This is a genomic window from Streptomyces spiralis (genome assembly GCF_014654675.1).
GTDB lineage: Bacteria > Actinomycetota > Actinomycetes > Streptomycetales > Streptomycetaceae > Streptomyces > Streptomyces spiralis.
In genome coordinates this window covers 40,828-54,514 of sequence record NZ_BNBC01000029.1, presented here as the reverse complement: position 1 = coordinate 54,514, position 13,687 = coordinate 40,828, and the positions used below count along the sequence as shown (strand labels likewise).

At 71.4% G+C, this 13,687-nt stretch carries 15 protein-coding genes; 12 read left to right on the top strand and 3 right to left on the bottom strand.

The window, feature by feature from the left end:
* The first annotated feature begins 21 nt into the window (after positions 1 to 21).
* The 4 genes from IE318_RS26910 to IE318_RS26895 all read left to right on the top strand — a co-directional run bounded on the left by IE318_RS26910 (position 22) and on the right by IE318_RS26895 (position 3,663).
* Positions 22 to 675, top strand: coding sequence for a response regulator transcription factor (locus tag IE318_RS26910; RefSeq protein WP_028424348.1), 654 nt, complete (start codon positions 22 to 24; stop codon positions 673 to 675).
* A gap of 6 nt (positions 676 to 681) precedes the next feature.
* On the top strand, positions 682 to 1,914 hold the full coding sequence (locus IE318_RS26905; RefSeq protein WP_030171822.1) for a sensor histidine kinase: 1,233 nt from the start codon (positions 682 to 684) through the stop codon (positions 1,912 to 1,914).
* 404 nt (positions 1,915 to 2,318) lie between these two features.
* Entirely contained in the window at positions 2,319 to 2,615 is a 297-nt protein-coding gene (locus IE318_RS26900; protein WP_005481602.1) for a DUF4193 domain-containing protein, read from the top strand.
* Positions 2,616 to 2,628: 13 nt separating this feature from the next.
* Positions 2,629 to 3,663 (top strand): hypothetical protein, encoded by a 1,035-nt coding sequence (locus tag IE318_RS26895; RefSeq protein WP_229903766.1) that lies wholly within the window; start codon positions 2,629 to 2,631, stop codon positions 3,661 to 3,663.
* An 88-nt stretch (positions 3,664 to 3,751) separates the two neighbouring features.
* Here IE318_RS26895 and IE318_RS26890 read toward each other — a convergent pair whose 3' ends face one another.
* Entirely contained in the window at positions 3,752 to 4,225 is a 474-nt protein-coding gene (locus IE318_RS26890) for a DUF3093 domain-containing protein (protein WP_030171807.1), read from the bottom strand.
* A gap of 57 nt (positions 4,226 to 4,282) precedes the next feature.
* Here IE318_RS26890 and IE318_RS26885 point away from each other — a divergent pair, with 57 nt between their 5' ends.
* The 8 genes from IE318_RS26885 (at position 4,283) to IE318_RS26850 (ending at position 11,862) form a co-directional block, all read left to right on the top strand.
* Positions 4,283 to 4,867, top strand: coding sequence for a PaaI family thioesterase (locus tag IE318_RS26885; RefSeq protein WP_189904428.1), 585 nt, complete (start codon positions 4,283 to 4,285; stop codon positions 4,865 to 4,867).
* A gap of 5 nt (positions 4,868 to 4,872) precedes the next feature.
* A complete protein-coding gene (gene dut, locus IE318_RS26880) occupies positions 4,873 to 5,451 on the top strand; it encodes a dUTP diphosphatase (protein WP_373311286.1) in 579 nt (192 codons plus the stop codon).
* Between the two features lies 1 nt (position 5,452).
* Positions 5,453 to 6,223, top strand: a complete 771-nt coding sequence (locus IE318_RS26875; protein ID WP_030171799.1) for a DUF3710 domain-containing protein — start codon at positions 5,453 to 5,455, stop codon at positions 6,221 to 6,223.
* Positions 6,224 to 6,425: 202 nt separating this feature from the next.
* Complete coding sequence (locus IE318_RS26870) at positions 6,426 to 7,118, top strand: ABC transporter ATP-binding protein (protein ID WP_030171797.1); 693 nt, start codon at positions 6,426 to 6,428, stop codon at positions 7,116 to 7,118.
* Positions 7,119 to 7,367: 249 nt separating this feature from the next.
* Positions 7,368 to 9,959, top strand: a complete 2,592-nt coding sequence (locus IE318_RS26865; RefSeq protein WP_189904426.1) for an ATP-binding protein — start codon at positions 7,368 to 7,370, stop codon at positions 9,957 to 9,959.
* The gene (locus tag IE318_RS26860; protein ID WP_030171791.1) at positions 9,956 to 10,642 is read left to right on the top strand and encodes a response regulator; all 687 of its coding nucleotides are present in this window, start codon (positions 9,956 to 9,958) and stop codon (positions 10,640 to 10,642) included. Before IE318_RS26865 ends, IE318_RS26860 begins: the two co-directional genes overlap by 4 nt.
* A 59-nt stretch (positions 10,643 to 10,701) precedes the next feature.
* Positions 10,702 to 11,100 carry an OB-fold nucleic acid binding domain-containing protein gene (locus tag IE318_RS26855; protein ID WP_189904424.1) on the top strand — a complete coding sequence of 133 codons (399 nt, stop codon included), beginning with the start codon at positions 10,702 to 10,704 and terminating at the stop codon, positions 11,098 to 11,100.
* 3 nt (positions 11,101 to 11,103) lie between these two features.
* Positions 11,104 to 11,862: a DUF3159 domain-containing protein gene (locus tag IE318_RS26850; RefSeq protein ID WP_189904422.1), complete on the top strand. Its 759-nt coding sequence runs from the start codon at positions 11,104 to 11,106 to the stop codon at positions 11,860 to 11,862.
* 364 nt (positions 11,863 to 12,226) lie between these two features.
* Here IE318_RS26850 and IE318_RS26845 read toward each other — a convergent pair whose 3' ends face one another.
* Together IE318_RS26845 and IE318_RS26840 are read right to left on the bottom strand one after the other, a co-directional pair.
* The gene (locus tag IE318_RS26845; RefSeq protein ID WP_189904420.1) at positions 12,227 to 12,904 is read right to left on the bottom strand and encodes a potassium channel family protein; all 678 of its coding nucleotides are present in this window, start codon (positions 12,902 to 12,904) and stop codon (positions 12,227 to 12,229) included.
* Positions 12,904 to 13,575 carry a potassium channel family protein gene (locus IE318_RS26840; RefSeq protein WP_028424335.1) on the bottom strand — a complete coding sequence of 224 codons (672 nt, stop codon included), beginning with the start codon at positions 13,573 to 13,575 and terminating at the stop codon, positions 12,904 to 12,906. The genes IE318_RS26845 and IE318_RS26840 overlap by 1 nt, the downstream gene beginning before the upstream one ends.
* Positions 13,576 to 13,687 lie beyond the last annotated feature (112 nt).

Here is a 13,687-nt window from a genome sequence, read left to right as displayed (position 1 = left end):
ACATCAGGAAGGACAAGCGACGTGCGCGTACTCGTCGTCGAGGACGAGCAGCTGCTCGCCGATGCGGTGGCCACCGGACTGCGCCGGGAGGCCATGGCCGTCGACGTCGTGTACGACGGTGCGGCCGCCCTGGAGCGCATCGGCGTCAACGACTACGACGTGGTCGTCCTCGACCGCGACCTCCCGCTGGTGCACGGCGACGACGTCTGCCGCAAGATCGTCGAGCTCGGCATGCCCACGCGCGTGCTGATGCTCACCGCGTCGGGCGACGTCAGCGACCGTGTGGAGGGCCTGGAGATCGGCGCCGACGACTATCTGCCCAAGCCGTTCGCGTTCAGCGAGCTCACGGCACGCGTGCGTGCCCTCGGCCGGCGCACCAGCGTGCCCCTGCCGCCCGTTCTGGAGCGTGCCGGGATCAAGCTGGACCCCAACCGCCGCGAGGTCTTCCGCGACGGCAGGGAGGTCCAGCTGGCGCCGAAGGAGTTCGCCGTCCTGGAGGTCCTCATGCGCAGCGAGGGCGCGGTCGTCTCGGCCGAGCAGCTGCTGGAGAAGGCCTGGGACGAGAACACGGACCCGTTCACCAACGTCGTGCGTGTCACCGTGATGACCCTGCGCCGCAAGCTGGGCGAGCCCCCGGTGATCGTCACCGTGCCCGGCTCCGGCTACCGGATCTGATCCGCCGTGGCCGCGACACCCGCGCCGCCCCAGGCGCCCCCGAAGCCCACGTGGGACCCCAGAAGGCCGGAGCCGCCCTTCCCGTGGCTGCGTCCGACCATCCGGATACGACTGACGCTGCTGTACGGCGGCATGTTCCTGATCGCCGGCATCCTGCTGCTGTCGATCATCTACCTGCTGGCCGCCCAGGCGCTCAACGCGGGCAGTGACCTGCCCTTCAAGATCGTCGAGGGCAAGGTCACCAGCACGATCTGCAATCTGCCGGCCCAGGCCTCGCCCAGCGAGTTCAACAGCGCCATGAACGAGTGTGTGAACCAGCAGCGCCAGCACGCCCTGGACGACCTGCTCAGCCGCTCGCTGCTGGCACTGCTGGGTCTCGCGGTGATCGCCTTCGCCTTCGGCTACGCGATGGCCGGCCGGGTCCTGTCACCGCTCGGCCGGATCACCCGGACCGCCCGCGCGGTGGCCGGTTCCGATCTGTCCCGGCGGATCGAGCTGGACGGCCCGGACGACGAGCTGAAGGAGCTCGCGGACACGTTCGACGACATGCTGGAGCGGCTGCAGCGGGCCTTCACCGCCCAGCAGCGCTTCGTGGGCAACGCGTCGCACGAGCTGCGCACACCGCTGGCGATCAACCGCACCCTCCTGGAAGTGCACCTGTCCGACCCGGGCGCCCCGGTGGAGCTCCAGCAGCTGGGCAAGACCCTGCTGGCCACCAACGAGCGCAGCGAGCAGCTCGTCGAGGGTCTGCTGCTGCTCGCCCGCAGCGACAACCAGATCGTCGAGCGCAAGCCGGTGGACCTGGCCGAGGTGGCCACACAGGCCATCGACCAGGTGCACGGGGAGGCGCAGGCCAAGGGTGTCGAGATCCGCGGGGCGCGCAAGCCCGCCGTGGTCCAGGGCAACGGTGTGCTGCTGGAGCGGATCGCGCTGAACCTGGTGCAGAACGCGGTCCGGTACAACGTGCCGGAAGACGGCTGGGTGGAGGTCGACACGGACGTCCAGCACGGCCAGGCGGTGGTGGTGGTCACGAACACCGGGCCGGTCGTTCCGGCGTACGAGATCGACAACCTCTTCGAGCCGTTCAGACGGCTGCGGACCGAGCGCACCGGCAGCGACAAGGGCGTCGGACTGGGCCTGTCGATCGCGCGCTCGGTGGCACGGGCGCACGGCGGCCACATCTCGGCCCAGCCGCGCGAGGGGGGCGGGCTCGTGATGCGCGTCACCCTGCCGGTCTGAGATCATGACCCCGACATGGCGCCCACCCAAGGAGATGTTCGCTTTGCGCGGAATTTTCGAGGGCCCGCCGCAGCTGTCTCCTGTGTGATCGATCACATGTGCGGATTTCTGGCCATACACTCTGCGTGATCATGGGGAGGGCTGAAAAGCCGGGAAAGTCCTGGTTTTCAAGGGCCCTGATCACGGGAAGTACACGGTGAGGCCGCTTTGAACTGCGCCAATCGAACCGTGTACGGTCCCCATCGCCATCCAAGCCGATCACTCTTGAGGAGTCCGGTTGGGTGTCGATTGAGTAACAGACCTTGATGTGAGGCAAAATCTCCGCCTCGAGGCGGGCACAAGTCCGGCCTCTCACGCGTTACGTGCGCTGGAGACACCGCAGACACCCAGAGGGGGAGAGCGACATGGCAACCGATTACGACACCCCACGCAAGACCGACGACGACGTCGACTCGGACAGCCTTGAAGAGCTGAAGGCTCGGCGGAACGACAAGTCGACCTCCGCCGTGGACGTCGACGAGTTCGAGGCCGCCGAAGGCCTTGAGCTGCCCGGGGCAGACCTCTCCAATGAGGAACTGGCCGTCCGGGTACTGCCCAAGCAGCAGGACGAGTTCACTTGCATGAGCTGCTTCCTGGTGCACCACCGCAGTCAGCTGGCCCGCGAGAAGAACGGCCAGCCGATCTGCCGCGACTGCGACTGAGGCGGGGTCGGCCGTGACCGGCTCGACCCCTCCTTGGAAGCGCCGCTTCCCCCGCAGGGGAGCGGACTCGGGGCCGCACGGCGGCCCCAACGGCGCGCGTGACCACGAGCGAGGCCCCTCCCGTCCGTCCGACCGGACAGATGCCACGGCATCGACGGGATCGGCCTCGCTCGAGCAGGTCCACGGGGGTGACCCCGTCGCCGCGGTGGAAAAGGCGGCGGAAGGGGGCGCGCCCGTCTCCCGACGGCGGGCCGCCGCGATCCGCAGCAGAGCCCGGGAGGCCGCCAGGACCGGCGTCCGCAAGAGCGGGAGCCGCGCCAGGGCGGCACTGGGCCACCTCGCCGACCGGATCATCGATATCGCCCCGCGGGTCCCCGTACGTGATCTCGCGACGCTCCGCCGGCAGTTCCCGGGTCTCGGGCCCGAGCAGCTCGCGGACAGGCTGGTGGCCGGAGCGGCCAACGGGACCTCGACGATCGGAGCGGGGATCGGCGCTGCCGCGATGCTGCCGGTGCCGCCCGCGATGCCGACCGAACTGGCCACGGAGATCACCGGAGTCGCGGCGGTCGAGCTCAAGCTGATCGCCGAACTCCACGAGGTGTACGGGGTGCGGCCCCCCGGCAACCTGAAGGTCCGCAGTACCGCGTATCTGTCCTCCTGGTCGGGGGAGCGCGGGATCGACGCGATGAAGCCGTCGACGATCGACATGGCCCTCGGCGGCCACATGAAACGTCAGCTGCGCCAGCAGATCATGAAGCGCATGGTGCGGGACCTGCCGAACCTGATGCCGTTCCTGGTGGGCGCGGCCGTCGGCGCCGTCATCAACCGGCGCGACACCAAGAAGCTCGCGGCCCGCGTCCGCGCGGACCTGCGCAAGATCCAGGTCCCCTGGGACGACCTGACCACGCTGCCGCCCCTGGAGACCCCGGAGAACCCGCTGCCGGTGGCGGGCACCACCGGAACCACTCAGGACGCCACCGGGACCGGTGACGACGCGAGCGGGACCGGCGACGACGCCACGGGAGACGGCGTGCACCGCCGGCGCTGAATCACGCCCTGCGCGCCCCCAGCGCGCCCGCGGTGCGCCTCCGGCGAGGACCCCTGACGAGGTACCCGCCGGGACTCGGCGAGGCCGCCTAGGCGGCCCCGGGCGCCGCCGCCCGCGCCGCCCGCAGGGCCTCCGCCAGACGCTGCGGCTCACGCGTCGACAGGTACAGGTACGGCGTCGGGTCGTCCGGGTCGGTGACCTCCACGCGCAGCGCGGTGGGAATGTACGCGCGCAGCAGCAGGAAGGCGCGGGTGTCCGCCTTGTAGGTGCGCCAGGCGCGCGCCTCCTCGGCGTCCAGGATCTCCGCCTCGCCCAGCGCGGTGACCGGCACCTTCGCCTCGCCCGCGATCAGCGAGCCGCCCACGACACGGATGCGTACGGAGCCGTAGGAGCTGGCCGTGATCGCCGCGACCGCGGTGCCGCCGACCAGGCCGCCGAGCATCGGCAGGGTGCCGAAGGGGAGCAGGACCAGGGCACACGAGACACCGACGAGGAAGCTGATCAGCCACCAGGAGCGGGGTGCGGTGAGACGTTCTTCGTACGGCTGGGCGGAGAGCTGCATGAAGCTAGCTTGGCATGGTGTCGGCGACAGCTTCGGGCGCGGGTAAGGTCTGCGCCTGTGAGTGGTAGTTCCGCAGCTCTTCAGCCCCCCGCCGACGCCGTGAAACCCGTACGGCACCCCGACGCCCCCGCGCCCGGCCAACTCCTCGGCGCGCACTACGGCGAGTGTTTCGGGTGCGGCGGTCTGCAGCCGCACGGGCTGCACCTCCAGGCCCGGGCTGGGGAGGGCGTCAGCATCACCGCCGAGTTCACCGTGCAGCCCGCCCATCAGGGCGCGCCGGGCCTCGCCCACGGCGGGGTCCTCGCGACCGCCCTGGACGAGACCCTGGGCTCGCTGAACTGGCTGCTGCGGACCATCGCCGTCACCGGACGGCTGGAGACCGACTTCGTGCGGCCGGTGCCCGTCGGCACCACGCTGCATCTCGAGGCCGAGGTCACCGCGGTGGCCGGACGGAAGATCTACTCGAGGGCCACCGGCCGCGTCGGCGGCCCCGACGGGCCGGTCGCGGTCCGCGCGGAGGCCCTGTTCATCGAGGTGAAGGTCGACCACTTCGTGCAGCACGGCCGCGAGGAGGAGATCCAGGCGGCCATGAACGACCCGGACCAGGTGCGCCGGGCCCGCGCCTTCGAGGTGAACCCGTGAGCCCCGTGAGCCCCGCGAGCCCCTCCGGTCCCGGCGGGCGTGAGCCCCTGAACGTGTTGATCCGGCGCGTCGACCCCGACGTACCGCTTCCGGCGTACGAGCACCCCGGTGACGCGGGTGCCGATCTGCGCACCACCGTGGCCTGCGAACTGGCGCCCGGGGAGCGGACCGTACTGCCCACGGGCGTGTCTGTCGCGCTCCCCGAGGGGTACGCGGCCTTCGTGCACCCACGTTCCGGCCTCGCCGCCCGGTGCGGTGTCGCCCTGGTGAATGCCCCGGGGACGGTTGATGCCGGGTACCGTGGGGAGATCAAGGTGATCGTGGTGAATCTCGACCCGCGCGAGTCCGTGCGGTTCGAGCGCTTCGACCGGATTGCCCAACTGGTCGTCCAGCAGGTCGAGAGGGTCCGCTTCCAGGAGGTGGCGGAGCTTCCCGACTCGGCGCGGGCCGAGGGGGGCTTCGGGTCCACCGGTGGCCACGCCGCGGTGGACGGCGTGAGCGGCACAAACGGTCGGGCCGCCATGGGCGGTCAGGCGGGTGGGAATCGATACGCTTCGGTCGTATCCGACCGGGAAGGACAGTGACGTGTTCGGACGTCGCAAGAAGAAGGGTGCCGCCGAGGACGCGGCCGGCGAGGCCGAGCAGGTCGTCGACAGCGTCGACACCGAGGCGGACGAAGCGGAGGAAGAGGCCGAGCGCGAGCGGGTGAGGCTCGAGCCCGAACCGCGGCCCGACGGGCCCTGGGACAGCTCCGAGGTGCGCGACCCGGGCGAGGGCCGGGTGGACCTCGGGGGTCTGTTCGTACCGGGTGTCGACGGCATGGAGCTGCGGGTGGAGGTCGCGGGGGACGCGATCGTCGCGGCGACCGTCGTCCTGCGGGACAGCGCCGTCCAGCTCCAGGCCTTCGCCGCGCCCAAGCGCGAGGGCATCTGGGGCGAGGTGCGCGAGGAGATCGCCACCGGCATCACCCAGCAGGGCGGCATCGTCGACGAGGTGGAGGGGCCGCTGGGCTGGGAGCTGCGCGCCCAGGTACCGGTCCAGCTGCCGGACGGCACCGGCGGCTTCCAGGTCGTGCGGTTCGTCGGCGTGGACGGCCCCCGCTGGTTCCTGCGCGGGGTGATCTCGGGACAGGGCGCGGTACAGCCGCAGGCGGCCGGGCTGCTCGAGCAGATCTTCAGGGACACCGTCGTGGTCCGCGGCGAGGGCCCGATGGCACCTCGCGACCCGATCGTCCTGAAGCTGCCGAACGACGCCCAGATGGTGCCCGAGAGCGTCCAGCAGGACGAGGGCCAGTCCCGCTTCGCGGGCGGCATGGGACAGCTGCAGCGGGGCCCGGAGATCACCGAGGTGCGCTGAACGGACACGTGGGGGCCGCACTCCTCGGGGTGCGGCCCTTCGCCGTGTCCGGGAACCGGGTACGACGGTCTCCGGCACGAAAGTCCTTCGTACGGAAACCATCCCGGGGCGCCGCGCGTTGTCGGACCGAGGGATTGAAGGGGCGGGTGCCGGTCGTGATACTGGCGCACGGTCCACGGGGGAGCGGAGCGGGGGAGGGCACATGAGCCAGGTCGTCACCGAGACCATGGTGCGCGTCGAGAACGTCCACAAGTCCTACGGGCAGGCGGCGTCCGCCGTGCACGCGCTGCGCGGGGTCTCCTTCGAGGTGCCGCGGGGCGAACTCGTGGCCCTCAAGGGGCGCTCCGGCTCCGGAAAGACCACTCTGCTCAACATCGTGGGCGGCCTCGACGAGCCGGACCGGGGCAGCGTCCACGTCGACGGTCGCGACCTCTCCGAGCTGGGCGAGGACGGGCTGCTCGCCTTGCGCAGGGACAGCATCGGCTTCGTCTTCCAGTCCTTCGGACTCATCCCCATCCTGACGGCCGCCGAGAACGTCGGGGTGCCGATGCGCCTGCGCCGCGCCGACCCGCGGGAGCGGGAGGAGCGCGTGGAGCTGCTGCTGTCCCTCGTCGGCCTGGCCGACCACGCCAGGCAGCGGCCCGGCGAGCTCTCCGGCGGCCAGCAGCAGCGCGTCGCCATAGCCCGCGCGCTCGCCAACGACCCCGCCCTGCTGATAGCCGACGAGCCGACGGGCCAGCTGGACGCGGAGACCGGCCTCGCCGTGATGGAGCTGCTGCGCGCCGTCGTCCACAGCCAGCAGGTGACCGCCCTCGTCGCCACGCACGACCTGGCCCTCCTGGACCTCGCCGACCGCGTCCTGGAACTCCGCGACGGCGAGATAGCCGAGCACTGACGAGCTGGCCGGGCACTGAGCCGCCGGCTCGGCCGAGCCCCGCACCCGGCCGGCCACCGCGCCGGCGGCCGCCCTGCCGCGCCGCATCCCGGGCGTCGGAGTCGCGTCCCCGGGTGTCGGAGTCGCGTTCCCGGGCGTCAGAGTTGCGTCAAAGACGGGTTCCTGTCCCCGCCCGGCACCTTTTGCCGGGATTGTTGGCCGTAAGGTCGACGCTGCGTGCACACCTGTGACGGGAAGACAATGGAGGCCATGGGACGCGGCAAGCTCCGGATCTACCTCGGCGCGGCACCGGGCGTCGGCAAGACCTACGCGATGCTCTCCGAAGCCCACCGCCGCATCGAACGCGGCACCGACTGCGTGGTCGCCTTCGTGGAGCACCACGACCGGCCACGCACCGAGGTGCTGCTGCGCGGCCTGGAGCAGCTGCCGCGCAGGGAGCTCCAGCACCGGGGGAGCACCTTCACCGAGATGGACGTCGACGCGGTGCTGCGCCGCGCCCCGGCGGTCGCCCTGGTGGACGACCTCGCCCACACCAACGTCCCCGGCTCCCGCAACACCAAGCGTTGGCAGGACGTACAGGAGCTGCTCGCGGCCGGTATCGACGTCATCTCCACGGTCAACATCCAGCACCTCGAGTCCCTCGGCGACGTCGTCGAGTCGATCACGGGGACACCGCAGCGGGAGGCCGTCCCCGACGAGGTCGTACGCCGGGCGGACCAGATCGAGCTGGTCGACATGTCGCCGGAGGCGCTGCGCCGCCGGATGGCGCACGGCAACATCTACACGCCCGACAAGGTCGACGCGGCCCTGTCCAACTACTTCCGGCCCGGCAACCTCACGGCCCTGCGCGAGCTCGCGCTGCTCTGGGTGGCCGACCGGGTCGACGAGTACCTGCAGCGCTACCGCAGCGAGCACCAGGTGTCGAGGATCTGGGGTTCGCGCGAGCGCATCGTGGTCGGCCTGACCGGCGGCCCCGAGGGCCGCACCCTGATCCGCCGGGCGGCGCGCCTGGCGGAGAAGGGCGCCGGCGGCGAAGTCATGGCCGTCTACGTCGCCCGCAGCGACGGACTGACCGCCGCCTCCCCCAAGGAGCTGGCCCTCCAGCGCACCCTCGCGGAGGATCTCGGCGGCACCTTCCACCACGTCGTCGGCGACGACATACCGGCCGCCCTGCTCGACTTCGCCCGCGGGGTCAACGCCACCCAGATCGTGCTGGGCTCCTCGCGCCGCAAGACCTGGCAGTACGTGTTCGGGCCGGGAGTCGGTGCCACCGTGGCCCGCGAGTCGGGACCCGACCTGGACGTGCACATCGTCACCCACGGGGAGGTCGCCAAGGGCCGCGGACTGCCCGTGGCCCGCGGCGCCCGGCTCGGCCGGGCCCGGATCGTCTCCGGCTGGGTGATGGCCGTCGTCGCGCCGGTGGTCCTCGCGTTGCTGCTCAACGGCGTGCGCCTGGGCCTGGCCAACGACATGCTGCTGTTCCTCACCGTGACGGTGGCGGCGGCCCTGCTGGGCGGGCTGCTGCCGGCGCTGGCCTCGGCAGCCGTCGGGTCGTTCCTGCTGAACTACTTCTACACACCGCCGCTGCACCGGCTCACCATCGCCGACCCCAAGAACATCGTCGCCATTTCGATCTTCGTCGGGGTCGCGGTGTCGGTGGCGTCCGTGGTGGACCTCGCGGCGCGCCGTACCCACCAGGCCGCCCGGCTGCGTGCCGAGGCGGAGATACTGTCCTTCCTCGCGGGCAGCGTCCTGCGCGGCGAGACCAGCCTGGAGGCGCTGCTGGACCGGGTCCGGGAGACCTTCGGCATGGAGTCGGTGGCACTGCTGGAGCGGCGCAGCGACGTGGACCCCTGGACGTGCGCCGGACGGGTCGGCACGGGAGGGCCGCTGGAACGCCCGGAGGACGCGGACGTGGACATGCCCGTCGGCGACCACATGGCGCTGGCCCTGACCGGACGCGTGCTGCCCGCATCCGACCGCCGGGTGCTGGCCGCCTTCGCCGCCCAGGCCGCCGTCGTCCTGGACCGCCGGCGCCTGCGGGAGGAGGCCGACCGGGCCCGCTCCCTCGCCGAGGGCAACCGCATCCGCACCGCGCTGCTCGCCGCCGTCAGCCACGACCTGCGCACGCCCCTCGCCGGGATCAAGGCGGCGGTCTCCTCGCTCAGGTCCGAGGACGTCGAGTGGTCCGAGGAGGACCGCGCCGAACTGCTCGAGGGCATCGAGGACGGCGCCGACCGGCTGGACCACCTGGTCGGCAACCTGCTGGACATGTCCCGCCTGCAAACGGGCACCGTCACCCCGCTGATCCGCGAGATCGACCTCGACGAGGTGGTGCCGATGGCGCTCGGCGGAGTGCCCGAGGACAGCGTGGACCTGGACGTTCCCGAGACGCTGCCGATGGTCGCCGTTGACGCCGGGCTCCTGGAGCGCGCGATGGCCAACGTCGTGGAGAACGCGGTGAAGTACAGTCCGCCGGACGCACCGGTCCTGGTGTCCGCCAGCGCCATCGCCGACCGGGTCGAGGTCCGCGTCGTCGACCGCGGTCCCGGCGTGCCGGACGAGGCCAAGGACCGCATCTTCGAGCCCTTCCAGCGGCACGGCGACGCCCCGCGCGGAGCGGGCGTCGGCCTCGGCCTCGCGGTCGCCCGCGGCTTCGCCGAGGCCATGAACGGCACCCTCGCCGCCGAGGACACACCCGGCGGCGGCCTCACCATGGTCCTCAGCCTCCGCGCGGCCGACGCCGGCCCCGACACGCGCCCCGAGGGGGCGTACCGCTCCGGGACGTACCGCCCCGAGGGTGCGCACAGCCCCGTACACGCAGAAAGGCAGGTTTCATGACCAGGGTGCTGGTGGTCGACGACGAGCCGCAGATCGTGCGCGCCCTCGTGATCAACCTCAAGGCACGCAAGTACGAGGTCGACGCCGCACACGACGGCCGGACCGCCCTCGACCTGGCCGCCTCCCGCCACCCCGACGTGGTCGTGCTCGACCTGGGCCTGCCCGACATGGACGGCGTGGAGGTGATCCGGGGGCTGCGCGGCTGGACCCGGGTGCCGATCCTGGTGCTGTCCGCCCGGCACTCCTCCGACGAGAAGGTCGAGGCGCTGGACGCGGGCGCCGACGACTACGTCACCAAGCCCTTCGGCATGGACGAGCTGCTCGCCCGGCTGCGCGCCGCCGTCCGCCGTGCCGAGCCCGTGGGGACCGGCGAGGACGACGTGACGACGGTGGAGACGGAGGAGTTCACCGTCGACCTGACCGCTAAGAAGGTCAACCGGGGCGGCAAGGACGTACGGCTGACCCCGACCGAATGGCACCTGCTGGAGGTGCTGGTGCGCAACACCGGCCGCCTGGTCAGCCAGAAGCAGCTGCTGCAGGAGGTGTGGGGGCCGTCGTACGGGACGGAGACCAACTACCTGCGTGTGTACATGGCCCAGCTGCGCCGGAAGCTGGAGGCCGACCCGTCGCACCCCAAGCACTTCGTGACCGAGCCCGGCATGGGCTACCGCTTCGAACGGTGAGGGCGATGGGGGGTGAGCGGGGTTACGGCGGTGTCGGTGTGCACCGGTACGCTTCAGATATGAGTGCTGTTCCTCGTTCCGAAAAGCCGGTCGGCCGGTTCCGGCGCATGCTCGACCGGCTCTCCTCGTCGCAGGAGGACCTGGAGTCCGAGGAGCTGCGGGAGGACGCCGACACCTCGGGCTGTACGCGGATCGGTGACTGCCACGACCGGCAGATCGTCACCGTTACTGGTACCTTGCGCACGGTCACCCTGCGTCCGCGCGCGGGCGTCCCGGCACTGGAGGCCGAGCTGTTCGACGGCTCCGCCGCACTGGACGTGGTCTGGCTCGGCAGGCGCTCCATCGTCGGGATAGAACCGGGGCGCAAGCTCATTGCATCGGGCCGGATCTCGATGAGCCGGGGCCGCCGGGTGCTGTTCAACCCCAAGTACGAACTGCGACCCCTCGGACGGGAGTAGCCCGTGACGTCACTCGACAAGCCGACCGAAGAGACGACCGCCGGCGACGAGGCGAGGGCGGTGACGGAGGCCGCGCTGTTCGAGGCGTTCGGCGGAGTCCGGGGCATGGTCGAGACCGTCCTGCCCGGCCTGCTCTTCGTCACCATCTACACGATCAACAAGGACCTGCACTGGTCGGCGATCGCCGCGCTCGCGGTCTCCGTGGTGCTGGTCGCGGTCCGGCTGGCGATGCGGGACACCGTCAAGCACGCCTTCAGCGGCGTCTTCGGCGTGGCCTTCGGTGTTGTCTTCGCGATGATGACCGGCAACGCCAAGGACTTCTATCTGCCGGGCATGCTCTACACGCTGGGTCTGGGCCTCGCGTACATCATCACCACGCTCGCCGGCGTCCCGCTGATCGGCCTGATCCTCGGCCCGGTCTTCAAGGAGAATCTCTCCTGGCGCACCCGCAACCCGGGCCGCAAGAAGGCGTACGCGAAGGCCAGCTGGGCCTGGGGCCTGATCCTGCTCGCCAAGTGCGCGATCCTCTTCCCGCTGTACTGGTGGGCGGACACGACTCAGCTCGGCTGGGTCCTGATCATCCTCAAGATCCCGCCCTTCCTGCTGGCGGTCTACCTGACCTGGGTCTTCCTGGCCAAGGCCCCCGCTCCCATCGACGTGTTCGCGGAGATGGAGGCGGAGGAGAAGGCCGAGGAGGAACGCAAGGCGGCTGCCGCCGAAGGCCACGGAACCACACCCGGCCGCCACCGCCGCGAGTCCTGATCGCCGCCGGGCCCCTGCGGAACCCAGGGGCCGGCAGCCGGGCGGTCATGGCCGCGAGGCCTGGCGGCCGCCCGCCCCCTGCCGAGCCCGGGGGCCGGCAGCCGGGCCGTCGCCGCCGCGAGGCCTGATCGCCCCCCACCTGCTGTCCAACACGGTGTTGGTAGCTGGGCCGTCGCTGCCGGGAGCCCGACCGTCGCCCGCCCCCTGCTCAGCGCCACGGCCCGTAGCCGGACCGTCACGGCCGCGAAGTCTGGTCGCCGTCGGCCCACCGCCATACCAGGGGCTCGCAGCCCCGGCCCCCCGCGACGGGAAAGGGCGCCCTGTGATCACAGGGCGCCCTTTCCCGTCGTACTCCCGTAGGGGGTCAGTCCTCCGAGTCTTCCCGTCGCACCGACAGGAGGTCCTCCAGCTGGCCCTCGCGGGCCTGCGCGGCGACGAACAGCAGTTCGTCGCCCACTTCCAGGGAGTCCTCCTGGGACGGGGTGAGGACGCGGTTGCCGCGGATGATGGTGACCAGGGACGTGTCCTGGGGCCACTGGACCTCGCCGACCTGCGTGCCGGCCAGCGCCGACTCCTCCGGCAGGGTCAGCTCGACCAGGTTGGCGTCGCCGTGGCTGAAGCGGAGCAGGCGCACCAGGTCGCCGACGCTCACCGCCTCCTCGACCAGGGCGGACATCAGACGCGGAGTGGACACGGCGACGTCCACGCCCCACGCCTCGTTGAACAGCCACTCGTTCTTCGGGTTGTTCACCCGGGCCACGACGCGCGGCACGCCGTACTCCGTCTTCGCCAGCAGGGAGACGACCAGGTTCACCTTGTCGTCGCCCGTCGCGGCGATCACGACGTTGCAGCGCTGCAGCGCCGCCTCGTCCAGGGACGTGATCTCACAGGCGTCGGCCAGCAGCCACTCGGCCTGCGGAACGCGCTCGACCGAGATCGCGGTCGGCGCCTTGTCGACGAGAAGGACCTCGTGCCCGTTCTCCAGCAGCTCGCCCGCGATCGAGCGACCGACCGCGCCGGCACCGGCAATGGCGACCCTCATCAGTGACCGCTCTCCTCTTCGGGGCCCTCGGCGAACGCCGCCTCGACCTTCTCCACGTCGTCCGTCCGCATCATCACGTGCACGAGGTCGCCCTCCTGCAGCACCGTCTGCGAGGACGGCAGGATCGCCTCGCCGAGGCGGGTCAGGAACGCCACGCGGACGCCCGTCTCCTCCTGCAGTTTGCTGATCTTGTGGCCGACCCACTTCGGGGAGGCGTGCACCTCGGCGAGCTGCACCCCGCCGGTGGGGTCGCGCCACAGCGGCTCCGCGCCCGAGGGCAGCAGCCGGCGCAGCATCTGGTCGGCCGTCCAGCGGACCGTGGCCACGGTCGGGATGCCCAGGCGCTGGTAGACCTCGGCGCGGCGGGGGTCGTAGATCCGGGCCGCGACGTTCTCCACGCCGAACATCTCCCGGGCCACCCGCGCGGAGATGATGTTGGAGTTGTCGCCGCTGGAGACGGCGGCGAAGGCGCCCGCCTCCTCGATGCCCGCCTCGCGCAGGGTGTCCTGGTCGAAGCCGATCCCGGTGACCCGGCGACCGCCGAACCCGGGACCCAGTCGGCGGAAGGCGGTGGGGTCCTGGTCGATCACGGCGACCGTGTGCCCCTGTTGCTCCAGGGTCTGGGCGAGAGCGGAACCCACTCTCCCGCAGCCCATGATGACGATGTGCACGACCGTCCTTCCGGTGTCAACAGCTACTGCTCAGCCCCATCAGGGTCTCAGACAGAGGGACAAGCTACACATGCGCGGTGCGGGCCCGGCACCCCCCTGCCGCATCCCGGAC